We start from the raw sequence: 15,798 nt of genomic DNA on the forward strand, positions 1-15,798 counted from the left end.
TAACTTTCCCGGCGGGGTAATAAATACCCCCGGCAGCGACGCGCCGCCGGGGAGAGACGACTTAGAAGTCGTAGCGCAGACGCACCAGGTTCATATCGCCCAGATCGTCGGTGCTGGAGGTGAACACGTGCTCGTAATCCACACGGAAACCGTAATCCAGCTGGAAACTGATCCCCACGCCGTTGTCGATGCGCTGGTAGTTACGGCCATTCATGGTCTCGATGCGGTCGCCCATGAAGTAAGGCTGGATGGATTTCACCGCATACTGACTAATCGGGAATTTATAGCCCGCGAAGTACTCAATACCCCACGCATCGCCCGCGAAGTAGTCGTTTACCGACACTTTTTTGCTGGTCATAAAGTTCTGATACCAGCCGCCGCCTGCGGAGAAGGTCCAGTTGTCCGGGGTCCAGCTCAGCGCGGTACCGAGGATGTTCTGATCCCAGGACTTGCTGTCGCCGTTATCCGGGTTACGCATGTCGGCACGGGTGTAGTTCCAGGCCGCGCCCCAGGTCAGATCGGTGGTCAGACGATAATCCAGACCCAGTGAACCGCCGCCTTTACGCTTGTAGCGCAGGCCATTGCCCGGCAGGTATTCGCTGTCTTCGAACAGGTAAGAGGCGTAGATGTCAGCATCGCCGAGGGTTTTCTTGTACTTCAGCATCTGGCGTGAACGGTATGAGCCGTCGTAGTCGCCGTTGATGCCGTTACCCGGTGCCTGGCCGATCATGTCGTAGTCCCAGATATCGGTTTTCGCGCCCACCACATCGTAATAAACGCTGTTCTGCTGGCCGAAGGTCAGGGTGCCCCAGGTGTCGCTCTTCAGGCCGGTGTAGAGCATACGGCGGGAGGTGTCGTGCGCGCCGTCAGCATGGTGATTGTCCCAGTCGAACTGGGCCGGAATGTTCACACCCAGCTCGTAGTAGCTGATCCAGCTGATGTCATCAAAGAGGTAGTAATCGGCTGCGAAACGGAAGCGGGTGCCGCCATCAAAGCCGTTACGCTTGTAGCTGTTCTTGCCGTCGTCGCCGGTCATGTTCTGGAACTGCGGACGGATGCTGCCGCCAACGGTGAAGTTCAGACGGCTCAGCGGGTTACCCGCCTGCGGATCCTGTTTCAGGACGGTGATTTCAGCCTGGGATGCAAAAGACGCCAATGCCACTGCTGCGCCGATCGATACCGCCAGCGCTTTTTTAGTTATGGTCATTATTTTTCCTTAATAGACACACTGCCACTTATTTAGCAGGTGAATATTAACCAGGATTTATCTGCTCGTGTTGTCCGGTTTTTAATGATTTGTGCTACTAAAACGCAGTGTTTTATCTTTTTATGCTACTTAGACATCACGTGCCGGTATAAAAACCGGCACGTGATGGTTACGGAGGGGGATTAACCGGAGAACTGACGGAACAGCGCTTTGCCTTTCAGCAGACGGGCACCCAGCCAGCCGCCGCACAGGGAGAGCATCACCGCCCCGCTGAGCGGTAGGATCGCCCACAGCCGCCAGTCCGGCTCCCACGGGAAGTCGAACACCCGGGTTTGCAGCACCGCCAGCGCGGTTTCTGCACCAATGGCCGCCACCAGGCCCGCCACCAGCCCCAGCAGGGCAAACTCGCTCCACAAGGTGGTGCGCAGCAGCTTTTTGCCCGCCCCCAGGGTGCGGTAGACCACCAGCTCCTGATGACGCTGGCGCATCCCGACCTGCACCTGAGCCAGCAGTAACAGCACGCCGCAAATCGTTACCAGCACCACCATCACCTCCAGCGCCCGACTCACCTGCTCCAGCACCTGGCCGACCTGTCTGAGGATCGCCCCGATATCCAGCAGGCTGACGGTCGGGAACTCGCGGTTAAGCTGGGTGAGCATGCCGTTGCCATTCTCCCAGCGGAAGCTGGTCAGCCAGCTCTGGGGCTGCCCGTCCAGCGCCCCGGAGGGGAAGATAAAGAAGAAGTTCGGCCGCAGGCTCTCCCAGTCCACCTTGCGCAGGCTGGTCACTTTGGCGCTGAAGTCCTGAGTATCGCCGGTAAAGGTCACCGTATCCCCCAGCCCGACGTTAAGGCGCTTTGCCAGCCCCTCCTCCATCGAGACCTCACCCGCTTTCGGCGGCCAGCTGCCGGCGACGATCGGGTTATGATCCGGGCGTTTATCCTGCCAGGTGAGGTTCAGCTCGCGGTTAAGCGACTCATCCTTATTGCCCTCGGTGGACTGGCCGTTAATCTGCGTCAGACGCGCCCGCACGATGGGGTAGAAAGACTCCGGGATAATCTGGTGCTCAGAGAGGAACCCCTTCAGCGGCGTCACCTGCTCCGGGGCGATGTTGATGAGGAAATAGTTCGGGCTCTCCGGCGGGAGCTGCTGTTGCCAGCGATCCAGCAGGTCGCCGCGTAGCACCAGCAGCAGCGCCAGCAGCATAAACGACAGCGAAAACGCCGACAGCTGGCTGAGGGTCGACCACGGCTGGCGCAGCAGGCGGTTCACCGCCAGACGCACCGGGAGCGATTTCACCGTCAGCCCTTTCAGCACGCTGAGCAGCATCCAGCCCAGCACGCCGCAGAGCAGCGCCAGTACCACCGCCCCGGCCAGCACCGCCCACAGCAGCATGCTGCCGCCCATCAGCCAGGCGAGCAGCGCCACGACCACCGCCACGATAACCGGCAGATAAAATTTCAGCGGCCAGACGCTGGCGACCACGTCACGACGCAGGACGCGCAGCGGCTGGGTCGCCAGCAGGAGGCGGTACGGACGCAGCCCCACCAGCAGCGAGATGACGATCATCGCGCCAATCGCCCACAGCCACGGCCAGAGGCTGGCAGGCGGCAGCGCCGCAGGCAGGACCGGCTTGAGCAGCACCATCAGCACCTTTTCAAACAGCAGCCCCATCGCCCCGCCGGTAATGGCGGAGAGCGCCAGCACCGCCAGCCACTGGCCGACAATCAGCTTACGCAGCTGCGCCCTGCCCGCCCCCAGGGTTTTGAGGATCGCCACCAGGTCGTAGCGGCTGCGGCAGTAGTGGCTCATCGCCACCGCCACTGCGGCGACCGCCAGCAACAGCGTCAGCAGCGCCGAGAGCAGCAGGAACTGCTGGGAACGCTCCAGCGATTTGCCAAGTGCCCCGTCTTCCTGCTCCATCCCGGACCAGCGGTGCTCCGGCTTCAGCTGCGGCAGCAGCCACTTCTCGTAACTGGCTAATTGTGCAGGGGTGCCGCCAAACTTAATGCGCCAGGTCACGCGGCTGCCGGGCTGTACCGCCCCGGTTTTGGCTACGTCCGCGGTATTCATCAGCAGACGCGGCGCCATCTGGAAGGGGTTGAAGCCGGAGTCGGGCTCCTGGAGCACCTCCCCGGCAATTTTCAGGGTCGCATCCCCGACATCGATGCTGTCGCCGGTTTTTAAATTCAGCAGCGCCATCAGACGCGAGGCCAGCAGCACCGTGCCCGGAGCCGGTTTCAGCCCCGGCGGGTTGGTCTGTAGCGCGCCGTACATCGGATAGATATCATCCACGGCCTTTACGCTCGCCAGCTGCGGCGTGTCGGCGGCAAAGGTCATGGTCTGGAAGCTCAGCTGCTCGCTGACCTTCAGCCCCGCTTTTCTCGCCTCCTCAAGCCACGCCTGCGGCACCTCGCGGGAGCTGCGCAGCGTTCGGTCGCCGGCCATAAACTCGCGGCTTTGCTGGCTAAGCCCCTTTTCCATCCGATCGCTGACGCTGCCCAGCGCCAGCACGCAGGCTACCGCCAGGCTTAACGCCAGCCAGACGATCAGCAGCGAGGGGGAGCGCCATTCGCGCCAGAACCAGCGGGCAATCATGCTTCCTCCCGCAATTCGCCATTCACCAGGCGCAGGCGGCGATCGCAGCGGGCCGCCAGCTGCGGATCGTGAGTAACGAGGATCAGCGTGGTGCCGTGCTCGCGGTTCAGGGAAAACAGCAGATCGGCGATTTTATCCCCGGTCTGGCGATCGAGGTTGCCGGTGGGTTCATCGGCAAAGAGCACTTCCGGCCGGCCGTTAAATGCCCGGGCCAGAGCCACGCGCTGCTGCTCGCCGCCGGAGAGCTGCGCCGGAAGGTGATCGAGACGCTTGCCGAGCCCCAGCTGCTCCAGCAGGGCTTTGGCGCTTTCGCGGCTGTGGGCGCTATTCTCGCCGCGCAGCAGGCCCGGCAGCTCGACATTCTCCAGCGCATTGAGGGTCGGGATTAACATAAACGACTGGAAAACAAAGCCGATGTGCTTTGCGCGCAGGGCGGCGCGCGCCTCTTCATCCAGGTTGTGCAGCGGTTGCCCGACGAGGTGAACCTCACCGCTGCTGCCGTCATCCAGACCGGCAAGGATCGCCAGCAGCGTCGACTTTCCGGAGCCCGACTCCCCAATCAGGGCGATGCTCTGCCCGCGTTTGACAATGAGTTCAACTCCGGTAAGGATGGAAAGCTCGTGCTCACCCTGACCCACGGACTTCTTAAGATGATGAACTTCAACAATGTTTTCCGCTGGCATTTGCCCTTCCTGTTTCTGATTCTGATGACATTTCGCGCCGCGGCGGCGGACACGTTATTAATTCTGGGCGATAGCCTCAGCGCGGGCTACCGGATGGCGGCCAGTGCCGCCTGGCCTGCCCTGCTGAACGATAAATGGCAGACTAAAACGTCGGTGATCAACGGCAGCATCAGCGGTGATACCTCCCAACAGGGGCTTTCGCGCCTGCCGGCCCTGCTGAAGCAGCATCAGCCGCGCTGGGTGTTGGTTGAGCTCGGCGGCAATGACGGCCTGCGCGGCTTCCAGCCTCAGCAGACCGAGCAGACCCTGCGCAAAATTTTGCAGGATATCCGCGCCGCCAATGCCCAACCGCTATTGATGCAAATTCGCCTGCCCGCCAACTACGGTCGTCGGTATAATGAAGCCTTCAGCGCGATCTATCCGAAGCTTGCCAAAGAGTTCGATGTGCCGCTGCTGCCCTTTTTTATGGAAGAGGTCTACCTGAAGCCGCAGTGGATGCAGGATGACGGTATTCACCCCAATCGGGACGCACAGCCGTTTATTGCCGACTGGATGGCAACCCGGCTGGCTCCTTTAGTTAAACATGACTCGTAATTCAGCGGAGATCCTGACAGGTAAAGTTATGCAAAAATCGGTCTTAATAACAGGATGTTCCAGTGGTATTGGCCTTGAAAGTGCCCTTGAACTGAAGCGCCAGGGATTCTGGGTACTGGCCGCCTGCCGTAAACCCGAAGACGTTGAAAGGATGAACGGGATGGGGTTGACCGGCGTGCTGTTGGATCTGGATTGTGCCGACAGCATTGAGCGCGCCGCCGACGAGGTGATCGCGCTCACCAATAATCGTCTGTACGGGCTGTTTAACAATGCCGGTTTCGGCGTTTACGGCCCGCTGCAGAGCGTCTCCCGCCAGCAGCTTGAGCAGCAATTTTCCGCCAACTTTTTTGGCGTCCACCAGCTCACCATGCGCCTGCTGCCCGCCATGCTGCCGCACGGCGAAGGGCGAATTGTCATGACCTCCTCGGTGATGGGGCTGATCTCCACCCCGGGCCGCGGGGCCTACGCCGCCAGCAAATATGCGCTGGAGGCCTGGTCCGATGCGCTGCGTATGGAGTTGCGCCACAGCGGCATTAAGGTGAGCCTGATTGAACCTGGCCCCATCCGCACCCGCTTTACCGACAACGTCAACCAGACCGCCGATAAACCGGTAGAAAATCCCGGCATTGCCGCGCGTTTTACGCTGGGGCCGGAGGCGGTGGTCGCCAAAGTGCGCCATGCTTTTGAGAGCAAAAACCCCAAAATGCGTTATCCGGTCACGCTGGTGACTCACGCCGTCGGCCTGCTGAAGCGCCTGCTGCCTGGCCGGATGATGGACAAAATTTTACAGGGCTGAGTTGAAGCCACGCGCCACGCCCCCATGTAAATACAAACTCATAACAGAGAATGCCGCATGTCCGTACAGAATATTGTCAACATTACCGAAGCCAACCTGCACCAGATCCTTGAACAGTCGATGACCAAACCGGTGCTGTTCTACTTCTGGTCTGAACGGAGTCAGCACTGTCTGGAGCTGACGCCGGTGCTCGAGAAGCTTGCGGCCCAGTACAACGGTCAGTTTATTCTGGCGAAACTGGACTGCGACGCCGAGCAGATGATCGCCTCCCAGTTTGGCCTGCGCGCCATCCCAACGGTGTATCTGTTCCAGAACGGTCAGCCGGTTGATGGCTTCCAGGGACCGCAGCCGGAAGAGGCGATCCGCGCCCTGCTGGATAAAGTGCTGCCGCGCGAAGATGAACTGAAAGCGCAGCAGGCAGCGGCCCTGATGGCCGAAGGCAAGCACGACGAAGCCCTGCCGCTGCTGAAAGAGGCCTGGCAGCTCTCCGGTCAGAACAGCGAAACCGGCCTGCTGCTGGCGGAAACGCTGATTATCCTCAAGCGCTCCGACGATGCCGAAGTCGTGCTGAAGACCATCCCTCTGCAGGATCAGGATACCCGTTATCAGGGTCTGGTGGCGCAGATTGAACTGCTGAAGCAGGCCGCGGATACGCCGGAGATTCAGCAGCTGCAGCAGCAGGTCGCCGCCAACCCAACCGACGCCGCGCTGGCCAGCCAGCTGGCACTGCAACTGCATCAGGTAGGTCGTAACGAAGAGGCGCTGGAACTGCTGTTCGGTCATCTGAAAACCGATCTGGCGGCCGCTGACGGCCAGGCGCGTAAAACGCTCCAGGATATTCTGGCGGCGCTCGGAACGGGTGATTCCCTGGCCTCGACCTATCGCCGTAAGCTTTACGCCCTGCTGTACTGATCTTCTGGTCGCATTATTCATCAGGCCCCGCCATTTTTAGCGGGGCTTTTTTATGTCTGGATCCTGCCCGCACCGTTGATTCGGCGCGAATTCGTCCCTGTTTGTCGGTATACTTATGGACAACAAACGAACAGTTGTTATCGCAACATGGAAGACAAAACAGGAGGTTTTATATGTTCATCGTTATCCCCATTCTGATCTTCGTCGCGCTGGTTATTGTTGCCGCCGGGGTGAAAATCGTTCCCCAGGGCTATCAGTGGACGGTTGAACGTTTTGGCCGTTACACCAACACCCTGCAGCCGGGCTTAAGCCTTGTGGTGCCGTTCATGGATCGCATTGGTCGCAAGATCAATATGATGGAGCAGGTGCTCGATATTCCTTCCCAGGAGGTTATCTCCAGGGATAACGCCAACGTTACTATCGACGCGGTCTGTTTTATTCAGGTGATCGACGCGCCGAAAGCGGCCTACGAGGTGAGTAACCTTGAGCTGGCGATCATCAATCTGACGATGACCAACATCCGTACCGTTCTGGGCTCTATGGAGCTGGACGAGATGCTCTCCCAGCGCGACAGCATCAATACCCGCCTGCTGCACATCGTCGATGAAGCCACGAACCCGTGGGGCATCAAAGTCACCCGAATTGAGATTCGCGACGTGCGTCCGCCCGCCGAGTTGATCACCTCCATGAACGCCCAGATGAAGGCCGAACGAACCAAACGCGCCTACATTCTGGAGGCCGAAGGGGTGCGCCAGGCCGAGATCCTGAAGGCCGAAGGGGAGAAACAGTCGCAGATCCTCAAAGCCGAGGGGGAACGCCAGTCTGCGTTTTTACAGGCGGAGGCACGGGAACGCTCCGCCGAAGCGGAAGCCCGCGCCACGCAAATGGTCTCAGAGGCCATCGCGGCCGGGGATATCCAGGCGATTAACTACTTTGTGGCGCAGAAATATACCGAAGCGCTGCAGCAGATCGGTTCGGCGGACAACAGCAAAGTGGTGATGATGCCGCTGGATGCCAGCAGCCTGATGGGCGCCATCGGCGGCATCGCGGAACTGATCAAAACCAGCGGCAACGAGCGCAAATCATGATCGAGACAATCGCGGCACATCCGCATGTCTTCTGGCTGAGCCTCGGCGGCCTGTTGCTGGCGGCTGAAATGCTCGGCGGTAACGGCTACCTGCTGTGGAGCGGCGTGGCGGCGGTGATCGTCGGCCTGCTGGTGTGGGTACTGCCGTTCGACTGGGCGTGGCAGGGGGCGCTGTTTGCGGTGCTGACCCTGACCGCCGCCTGGCTGTGGTGGCGCTGGCTCTCAAGGCAGGTGCGCCGGCAAAAGCCCGCCGATGCCCGGCTCAACCAGCGCGGACAGCAGCTGGTGGGGATGCAGTTTACTCTGGATACCGCCCTGGTTAACGGGCGCGGTCATATGCGTGTCGGCGACAGTTCGTGGCCGGTTATTGCCGACGATGATTTAAGCGCCGGCACCAAAGTTGAGGTAGTGGCCGTCGAGGGGATCACCCTTCGCGTCCGGGCCCTTTCCCGATAAAGACAGGATGAGATGATGGTCAGGAAGACAACGCTGGCATTCAGCGTTAGCGCATTACTGGCGAGCGCCGCCCCGGCATTCGCCTCCTTTGATATGGAAGACTGCAACTGGAGCGATACGCACTGTCTGCTGAAGGGCGACCCGGTGCTGACGCCCGGCAACGACTCCCGCGACAACCTGCTGCGTCTGCTGAGCGAAGCCAAATCCTTCCCTCTGCCGGTTCAGGCGATGCCTGCGGATATTACCCGCTCCCGGGATTTCTACTTTGCTTATCATCCGGAGTGGGATGACCTGGAAGCACCGACCCGCGCAGCGACGGATAAACCGGCTGAAGAGTCCCCTCTCAACCAGCAGCTGGCCGTGTTGCAGCTTGAACCGGTCGATACCCATCAGGACGGCGAGCAGGAAAACCGCTTCGTCTCGAACAGTGCCGACAGCATGAGTCAGTTTTTTGCCGCGCTGCTGGCCGACGACTCGCTGACGGCGGAACAGCGCCATGCGCTGGGTCAGGCGCGTCTGGGTCTCTACTCGGGTGCCACCGACGAGCAGATTTCCGCTGCCCTCGCGTCTCTCCCGGCAGGCTCCTCTGCCCTGCTGTATAAAACCTATCTGACCGGGGCGGCCCTTTTTTATGCCGGCGATTACACCGGCGCGGATGGGGCCTTTACCTCGCTTATCGACAGCGATCGTCCGTGGCTGGCAGAAACCGCCAGCTATATGCTGATGCGCACGGCGCTGAACAAAAGCAGCCAGAACAGCACCGGCGAGTACGGCGATTTTGATATCGCCCGCATCGACCGCCCGGCCGCTGAACAGGCGCAGAAAGCGGCCCAGGCCTACCTCCAGCGCTGGCCGGAGGGGCGTTACGCTGATTCGGCGCGCGGCATGCTGCGTCGCATTAACTGGTATCTGCAGGCGTGGCCACAGCTGGCGGGGCTGTACGAGCAGCGATTCCAGCAGGCGGAGAACGCTGAGTCGCTGCACGCCCTGGTGACCGAATATGACAATGTCTACGGCATGCAGTTTTACGGTCGCGCCGTGCGGGAGGCCTTCCCCGACGCGCCGCAGGTCAGCTATATCGAACTGCTGCGCGCCCTGCGCCTGAACAGCGACGAGAAACCGACCCTGACGCAGGAAGATCTCAACGGCAGCAAACCGGCGTTTGAACAGAGCGGCAAGCTGGCGCTGTGGCGCAATTTACAGTTGAACCTGTGGCAGGCGACCGATAACGCTGCCGCCATTCTTCAGGACGTTAAACCAGCGGACAAACTTCCGCCGCACGATATTCTCGCCTTCAGCGAGCAGGTACTCTACGGCCAGGCGCTGATGGCGCAAAAGCAGTGGCCCGCCGCGCGCGATTTCTGGCTGAAGCTGCTGAAACTCAGCCAGGATCCTGAGCAGCAGCAGTACGTACAGTCCAGACTGGCGGCGACTCAGGTCTTTAGCGGCAATGCGGAGGCGATGTTTGCCGCCGACAGCGCCGTCACCAGCCTGCGTTTTCGCTCTCAGGTGCTGAAGACGGTGGCCTCGCCCGAGCGGTTGCGCCAGCAGGCCAGCCAGGGGCCCAACAACGAAGAGCGCACCATTGCGCTGCATACCCTGCTGGTGCGCGACTTAACGGAGCACCGCTTCAGCGACTGGTTAAGCGACAGAAAACTCGTCAGCGCCATTACGCCACCCGTGGTGGGCAAGGCGTTTGACGATGTGAATCTCAGCACCTTCGACTGGAACGGCGATACGGCCGAAGCCGGTTACGTCTGCCGTAGTCTGGATAAAACCGTGCAGGTACTCAGCCAGAACGCCAAAGACGCCCATGCCCTGAACTGCCTGGGCGAGTTTTTCCGCACCACCAACACCCATGTTGATATCTGGAAGGACAGCGCGGGCAACGGCGTGCTGGAGACGGCGGTCCACCGCAAAGAGCCTTACGGACAGTTCAACAGACAGGCTTACTACCAGCAGGTCATCGCCTCACCGAAGGCGGAACCGGAAGATAAAAGCTACGCGCTCTATCGGGCCATCATGTGTTATGCCCCGTCCGGCTATAACGAATGTGGCGGAGCTGAGGTGGACAAAGCCCAGCGCAAAGGCTGGTTCTCGCAGTTAAAAAGTCAGTATCCGGGCAGCCCGTGGGCGCAAAAGCTCAAATACTACTGGTAGCCGCGCTGCTGGCCGGACAGGCGCATGCGGCGGAAACCGTCACCGCCCGCGAGCATCCGGCCTTCTGGCTCTGGTCGGGCGTGAAAGCCAGCGACGCCCTGAAGGGGGCGCACACCGTCTATCTTCATCAGGGGGAAGTGCTGGCCCGACCGAATGAGGTGGTGTTTCAGCGCCTCGGGCTGCCGGTCAGCCGCCTGACGTTTCCCACCCTCTGGCTGACCGTGCGCTTTACCAGCCTCGACGTGCCGCCGACCATCGTGCCGAAAATTGTCCGCCTGATGCAGCGCTGGCAGGCCGCCGGTAATCAGGTGGTGGGTTTGCAGGTCGATTTCGATGCGGCCACCCACCAGCTGGCGGACTATGCTCGCTTTCTGCGGGAATTACGCCAGCAGCTGCCGCCGGAATTTGCGCTGGGGGTGACCGGGCTGCTGGACTGGGCGAAAACCGGAGATGTCGCCACGCTGAACGCACTGGCGGTGGATGAGCTGGTGATCCAGAGCTATCAGGGCCGCCATACGGTGGACAACTATCAGGCTTATCTGCCCGCCCTTACCCGGCTGCGCATTCCGTTTAAGCTCGGGCTGGTTCAGGGCGGCAAGCGGGATGTTCAGGCCGAAGCGCAGCTCCAGCGCTCTCCCTGGTATCGCGGGACGGTGGTGTTTATGCTCAACCCGCCGCGCGGTCAGGACGTCGCCTTGCGGTGACAGCAGCCGGAGAGGTTATCGATGATCGGGCAGTCGGCGCTCTCATCCCCCGGGCAGCTCTCGGCCAGCGCCAGCAGCTGGTCGCGCATCGCCTGTAACTCCAGGATATGGCGTTCAATTTCGGCCACCTTCTCCAGGGTCCGGCTTTTGACATCGGCGCTGTGGCGGGCGGGATCGTTAAACAGGTTCACCAGGTCGCCGCACTCGTCCAGATTGAACCCCACCTGACGGGCCTGGCGCAGCAGCGTCAGTTCATCGAGGTGCTTTTGGGTGTAGCTCCGGTAGCCGTTCTCGCTGCGCAGCGGCGGCGTCACCAGCCCCTTCTCTTCGTAAAAGCGGATAGCTTTGCTGGTTAACCCGGTTTTTTTGGCAACATCACTGATATTCACGTTTCCCCCTTGACCTTCCCCTTGATGGAAGGTTTAACCTTCATAACAGTTAGATGAAAGTGTCCCTCCGGTCAATATCTGGCTGGAGATTTATAAGGAGTATTCGTATGTCTCACACCATCGATCTGACACTGGACGGCCTCTCCTGCGGCCACTGTGTCAAACGCGTTAAAGAGAGTCTGGAGCAACGCCCGGACGTTGAAACCGCAGACGTCACCATCGACCACGCCGCCGTCACCGGCAGCGCCAGCGCCGATGCCCTGATCGACACCATTAAACAGGCCGGTTACGGTGCGGCGTTAAGCCACCCAAAGGCTGATCCGCTGACAGCGTCAACAACGCCGTCGGAAGCACTGACAGCGGACCCCTCTGAGCTTCCGGCAGCTCACGACGGTGATGACAGCCAGCAGCTGTTGATCAACGGCATGAGCTGCGCCAGCTGCGTCACCCGGGTCCAGAACGCTTTGCAGGCGGTTCCGGGCGTGGCACAGGCACGGGTCAACCTGGCGGAACGCACTGCGCTGATTATGGGCAGTGCCTCCGCCGCTGATTTAGTGCAGGCCGTCGAAAAAGCTGGCTATGGTGCCGAGGCGATTGAAGACGACCTTAAACGTCGTGAACGCCAGCAGGAGACCGCCATCGCCACCATGAAGCGTTTTCGCTGGCAGGCGATTGTTGCCCTGCTGGTGGGGATCCCGGTGATGGGCTGGGGAATGCTCGGCGACAACATGATGGTCACCGACGACAACCGCACGCTGTGGCTGGCCATCGGCGTTCTTACCCTCGGGGTGATGATCTTCGCTGGCGGCCATTTTTATACCAGCGCCTGGAAGAGCCTGAAAAACCGCACCGCCACCATGGACACGCTGGTGGCGCTGGGTACCGGCGCGGCGTGGCTCTACTCAATGAGCGTCAACGTCTGGCCGCAGTGGTTCCCGATGGAAGCACGCCACCTCTATTATGAAGCCAGCGCGATGATTATCGGCCTGATTAACCTCGGCCATATGCTGGAGGCGCGGGCCCGTCAGCGCTCATCGAAAGCGCTGGAGAGATTGCTCGATTTAACCCCGCCGACCGCCCGGGTCGTCACAGAAAGCGGCGAACAGAGCGTTCCGCTGGCGGAGGTCCAGGCGGGGATGATCCTGCGCCTGACCACCGGAGACCGCGTCCCGGTGGACGGGGAGATCACCCAGGGCGAGGCCTGGTTTGACGAAGCCATGCTTACCGGCGAGCCGGTACCGCAGCAGAAAAGCGACGGGGAGAGCGTTCACGCCGGTACGGTGGTGCAGGATGGCAGCGTGCTGTTCCGCGCCAGCGCCGTCGGCAGCCACACTACTCTGTCGCGCATCATCCGCATGGTGCGTCAGGCCCAGAGCAGCAAGCCGGAGATCGGCAAGCTGGCGGATAAAATTTCGGCCATCTTCGTGCCGGTGGTGGTGGGGATTGCCCTGTTCAGCGCCGCTATCTGGTATTTCTTTGGCCCCGCGCCGCAGATTGTCTACACCCTGGTGATCGCCACCACGGTGCTGATCATCGCCTGTCCGTGCGCCCTGGGGCTGGCGACGCCGATGTCGATTATTTCCGGCGTTGGCCGGGCCGCAGAGTCCGGCGTACTGGTACGCGACGCCGATGCCCTGCAGCGTGCCAGCACGCTGGATACGCTGGTGTTTGATAAAACCGGCACCCTCACCGAGGGTAAACCGCAGGTGGTCGCTGTCGATACCACAGGCGGGATCGGTGAAGCCGAGGCCCTGCGGCTGGCGGCTGCGCTCGAACAGGGTTCCAGCCACCCGCTGGCGCGGGCGATTCTGGAGAAAGCCGACAGCGCCCTGCCGCAGGTGAATAACTTCCGCACCCTGCGCGGGCTGGGAGTCAGCGGCGAGGTGGATGGCCGCAGGCTGCTGTTGGGCAACCAGGCCCTGCTGGCCGAAAACGGCATTGATACCGGAGCGCTGGATGCGCAGCTTCAGGCCCATGCCGCTCAGGGCGCCACCCCGGTGTTGCTGGCGGTAGAGGGTCAGATTGCGGCGCTGTTTGCCGTTCGCGATCCGCTGCGCGCTGACAGCGTAAGTGCGCTGCAACGTCTGCACCGCGCGGGCTATCGTCTGGTGATGCTCACCGGGGATAACGCCGTCACCGCCCAGGCTATCGCCCGCGAGGCCGGTATTGATGAGGTGATTGCAGGCGTCCTGCCGGATGGCAAAGCGGACGCGATTATCAAACTGCAGGGCCAGGGCCGCCGGGTGGCGATGATTGGTGACGGTATCAACGACGCCCCGGCGCTGGCTCAGGCGGATGTCGGGATTGCGATGGGCGGCGGCAGCGATGTCGCTATCGAAACAGCGGCTATCACCCTGATGCGCCACAGCCTGATGGGGGTGGCCGACGCGCTCGCCATCTCGAAAGCGACCCTGCGCAACATGAAGCAGAACCTGCTGGGGGCCTTTGTCTATAACGCCCTGGGCATTCCGATCGCCGCCGGGATCCTCTGGCCGCTGACCGGGACGCTGCTCAACCCGGTGGTGGCAGGTGCCGCGATGGCGCTCTCCTCGATTACCGTGGTGAGCAATGCCAACCGCCTGCTGCGCTTTAAACCCAAAGCGTAACGAGGTGCATAAGACAAGGACGTCTTGCACCGCCCCTCCCCACGCGCTAGCATGAATTTTTCCCTTCCTGGAGCGCGTATGAGTCTGTTTCAACGTATAAAAGCATCGTTTCGCGCCCTGTTCCCCCGTCGTTACCGCTGGCCGGGCCTCGATATCTCCCTGCCCGGCGGCCAGCATCTGCATCTGGTTGGCAGTATTCATATGGGTACCCGGGATATGTCTCCTCTGCCCGAGGGGCTGATTGCCAGGCTGCATCACGCCGATGCGCTGATCGTGGAAGCGGATATCTCCGGGAATGAGTCGCCCTTCGCCGATCTGGCGATCCCGCCGCCGCTGGATGAGCGTCTCAGCCCTGACCAGCTGGCCGAGCTGGAGCGGCTTGCCGACGAGCTCGGGTTATCGCTCTCCATGCTTGAGAGCCAGCCTTTATGGCAGATCGCGATGGTATTGCAGGCTACCCAGGCCCAGCGTCTGGGGCTGCGGGGCGATTACGGCATCGATTATCAGCTGTTGCACGCCGCACGGGCGCAGCAGTTGCCCATTATCGAGCTGGAGGGTGCCGCCAGCCAGATTGCCCTGCTGCGCCAGATGCCGAACGACGGGCTGCTGCTGCTGGAAGATACCTTGACCCACTGGCACACCAACGCGCGGTTGCTACAGACCATGGTGAGCTGGTGGCTGGATTCGCCCCCCATCGTCGACAGACTGGCGCTGCCGGCAACCTTCAGCGAATCGCTGTATGACGTGCTGATGCACGAGCGTAATCAGGCCTGGTGCGAGAAGCTGAACGGACTGCCTGCGGGGCGGTATGTGGTGGCGGTTGGGGCGCTGCATCTGTACGGCGAGGGAAATTTGCCGTCGTTGCTGAGATAAAAAAGTGGCCAATATTTCTATTGGCCCGTCAAAGAGGAATTTCATCGTTGTTATTATGCCGGAGGAGACCCCCGGTTGAGCCGATTGTCGCTCAAAGTGACCATCACTGCCAACACTATATGCGCAAGATGGTGCTATTTTTTAGCCTCTTCTGAGGCGTATGCTTAGGGCGTTTATTGTCCGGGCTAAGAAGGATTGCTATGACTCCCGCCGTTAAATTACTCGAAAAAAACAAGATTAGTTTCCGGATCCATACCTACGACCACGATCCCAGCGAAACCAATTTTGGTGATGAAGTGGTGCGTAAGCTGGGGCTGAACGCCGACCAGGTCTATAAAACCCTGCTGGTGGCGGTCAACGGTGATATGAAGCACCTCGCCGTGGCGGTGACGCCGGTTGCCGGACAGCTGGATCTCAAGAAGGTGGCGAAGGCTCTGGGCGCGAAAAAAGTGGATATGGCTGACCCGATGGTGGCGCAGCGCACCACGGGATATCTGGTGGGCGGTATCAGTCCGCTGGGGCAGAAAAAGCGCCTGCCGACGCTGATTGATGCGCCCTCTCAGGCTTTTGAGACGATCTATATCTCGGGCGGCAAGCGCGGGCTGGATATTGAGCTGGCGGCCAGCGATCTGGCCAAAATGCTGGACGCGCAGTTTGCGGATATTGCGCGCCGGGATTAAAACATTGCCCGGTGGCGCTTCGCTTACCGGGCCTACAAAACCCCGAACGTAGGC

Annotated in this window: 14 protein-coding genes; 10 read left to right on the forward strand and 4 right to left on the reverse strand. The window is 60.9% G+C overall.

Features of this window, described 5'->3' with window-relative positions; translation table 11 throughout:
• Positions 1-61: 61 nt before the first annotated feature.
• From WFO70_RS11410 to ybbA, 3 genes are all read right to left on the reverse strand, one after another.
• Positions 62-1,207, reverse strand: coding sequence for a porin (locus tag WFO70_RS11410; protein WP_337016224.1), 1,146 nt, complete (start codon positions 1,205-1,207; stop codon positions 62-64).
• 182 nt (positions 1,208-1,389) lie between these two features.
• Positions 1,390-3,804: a putative ABC transporter permease subunit YbbP gene (gene ybbP / locus WFO70_RS11415; protein ID WP_337016226.1), complete on the reverse strand. Its 2,415-nt coding sequence runs from the start codon at positions 3,802-3,804 to the stop codon at positions 1,390-1,392.
• Positions 3,801-4,487 (reverse strand): putative ABC transporter ATP-binding protein YbbA, encoded by a 687-nt coding sequence (gene ybbA, locus WFO70_RS11420; protein WP_337016228.1) that lies wholly within the window; start codon positions 4,485-4,487, stop codon positions 3,801-3,803. Before ybbA ends, ybbP begins: the two co-directional genes overlap by 4 nt.
• On the opposite strand from ybbA, the gene tesA reads away from it, so the two are divergent.
• The 7 genes from tesA to WFO70_RS11455 all read left to right on the forward strand — a co-directional run bounded on the left by tesA (position 4,455) and on the right by WFO70_RS11455 (position 11,196).
• On the forward strand, positions 4,455-5,081 hold the full coding sequence (gene tesA, locus WFO70_RS11425; protein WP_185902338.1) for a multifunctional acyl-CoA thioesterase I/protease I/lysophospholipase L1: 627 nt from the start codon (positions 4,455-4,457) through the stop codon (positions 5,079-5,081). The genes ybbA and tesA overlap by 33 nt on opposite strands.
• Positions 5,071-5,877, forward strand: coding sequence for an SDR family oxidoreductase (locus WFO70_RS11430; protein ID WP_337016230.1), 807 nt, complete (start codon positions 5,071-5,073; stop codon positions 5,875-5,877). Before tesA ends, WFO70_RS11430 begins: the two co-directional genes overlap by 11 nt.
• Positions 5,878-5,934: 57 nt before the next feature.
• Positions 5,935-6,789 (forward strand): co-chaperone YbbN, encoded by an 855-nt coding sequence (locus tag WFO70_RS11435; protein WP_337016232.1) that lies wholly within the window; start codon positions 5,935-5,937, stop codon positions 6,787-6,789.
• A 173-nt stretch (positions 6,790-6,962) separates the two neighbouring features.
• Positions 6,963-7,877 carry an SPFH domain-containing protein gene (locus WFO70_RS11440; RefSeq protein WP_337016234.1) on the forward strand — a complete coding sequence of 305 codons (915 nt, stop codon included), beginning with the start codon at positions 6,963-6,965 and terminating at the stop codon, positions 7,875-7,877.
• Complete coding sequence (locus tag WFO70_RS11445; RefSeq protein WP_337016235.1) at positions 7,874-8,332, forward strand: NfeD family protein; 459 nt, start codon at positions 7,874-7,876, stop codon at positions 8,330-8,332. The genes WFO70_RS11440 and WFO70_RS11445 overlap by 4 nt, the downstream gene beginning before the upstream one ends.
• A 15-nt stretch (positions 8,333-8,347) precedes the next feature.
• The gene (locus WFO70_RS11450; protein WP_337016237.1) at positions 8,348-10,492 is read left to right on the forward strand and encodes a hypothetical protein; all 2,145 of its coding nucleotides are present in this window, start codon (positions 8,348-8,350) and stop codon (positions 10,490-10,492) included.
• Positions 10,462-11,196 (forward strand): DUF3142 domain-containing protein, encoded by a 735-nt coding sequence (locus WFO70_RS11455; protein WP_337016238.1) that lies wholly within the window; start codon positions 10,462-10,464, stop codon positions 11,194-11,196. The genes WFO70_RS11450 and WFO70_RS11455 overlap by 31 nt, the downstream gene beginning before the upstream one ends.
• On the opposite strand, the gene cueR is transcribed toward WFO70_RS11455, so the two are convergent.
• Positions 11,175-11,585: a Cu(I)-responsive transcriptional regulator gene (gene cueR / locus WFO70_RS11460; protein WP_337016240.1), complete on the reverse strand. Its 411-nt coding sequence runs from the start codon at positions 11,583-11,585 to the stop codon at positions 11,175-11,177. The two genes, WFO70_RS11455 and cueR, sit on opposite strands and share 22 nt — an antisense overlap.
• 107 nt (positions 11,586-11,692) lie before the next feature.
• Between cueR and copA the strand changes: the two genes are divergently transcribed.
• The 3 genes from copA to ybaK all read left to right on the forward strand — a co-directional run bounded on the left by copA (position 11,693) and on the right by ybaK (position 15,744).
• A complete protein-coding gene (gene copA / locus WFO70_RS11465) occupies positions 11,693-14,191 on the forward strand; it encodes a copper-exporting P-type ATPase CopA (RefSeq protein ID WP_337016242.1) in 2,499 nt (832 codons plus the stop codon).
• Between the two features lie 78 nt (positions 14,192-14,269).
• Complete coding sequence (locus WFO70_RS11470) at positions 14,270-15,064, forward strand: TraB/GumN family protein (protein WP_337016243.1); 795 nt, start codon at positions 14,270-14,272, stop codon at positions 15,062-15,064.
• 200 nt (positions 15,065-15,264) lie between these two features.
• Positions 15,265-15,744, forward strand: a complete 480-nt coding sequence (ybaK, locus tag WFO70_RS11475; RefSeq protein ID WP_337016244.1) for a Cys-tRNA(Pro)/Cys-tRNA(Cys) deacylase YbaK — start codon at positions 15,265-15,267, stop codon at positions 15,742-15,744.
• Positions 15,745-15,798: the final 54 nt, after the last annotated feature.

The organism is Leclercia sp. AS011 (assembly GCF_037152535.1).
GTDB lineage: Bacteria > Pseudomonadota > Gammaproteobacteria > Enterobacterales > Enterobacteriaceae > Enterobacter.

Excerpts from the sequence above, each read along its gene's own strand:
- tesA (WP_185902338.1), top strand. The coding sequence starts at position 4,455 with ATGATGAACTTCAACAATGTTTTCCGCTGGCATTTGCCCTTCCTGTTT.
- WFO70_RS11440 (WP_337016234.1), top strand. The coding sequence starts at position 6,963 with ATGTTCATCGTTATCCCCATTCTGATCTTCGTCGCGCTGGTTATTGTT.
- copA (WP_337016242.1), top strand. The coding sequence starts at position 11,693 with ATGTCTCACACCATCGATCTGACACTGGACGGCCTCTCCTGCGGCCAC.
- WFO70_RS11450 (WP_337016237.1), top strand. The coding sequence starts at position 8,348 with ATGGTCAGGAAGACAACGCTGGCATTCAGCGTTAGCGCATTACTGGCG.
- ybbA (WP_337016228.1), bottom strand. The coding sequence starts at position 4,487 with ATGCCAGCGGAAAACATTGTTGAAGTTCATCATCTTAAGAAGTCCGTG.
- WFO70_RS11410 (WP_337016224.1), bottom strand. The coding sequence starts at position 1,207 with ATGACCATAACTAAAAAAGCGCTGGCGGTATCGATCGGCGCAGCAGTG.
- WFO70_RS11445 (WP_337016235.1), top strand. The coding sequence starts at position 7,874 with ATGATCGAGACAATCGCGGCACATCCGCATGTCTTCTGGCTGAGCCTC.
- WFO70_RS11430 (WP_337016230.1), top strand. The coding sequence starts at position 5,071 with ATGACTCGTAATTCAGCGGAGATCCTGACAGGTAAAGTTATGCAAAAA.
- ybaK (WP_337016244.1), top strand. The coding sequence starts at position 15,265 with ATGACTCCCGCCGTTAAATTACTCGAAAAAAACAAGATTAGTTTCCGG.
- WFO70_RS11435 (WP_337016232.1), top strand. The coding sequence starts at position 5,935 with ATGTCCGTACAGAATATTGTCAACATTACCGAAGCCAACCTGCACCAG.
- WFO70_RS11470 (WP_337016243.1), top strand. The coding sequence starts at position 14,270 with ATGAGTCTGTTTCAACGTATAAAAGCATCGTTTCGCGCCCTGTTCCCC.
- ybbP (WP_337016226.1), bottom strand. The coding sequence starts at position 3,804 with ATGATTGCCCGCTGGTTCTGGCGCGAATGGCGCTCCCCCTCGCTGCTG.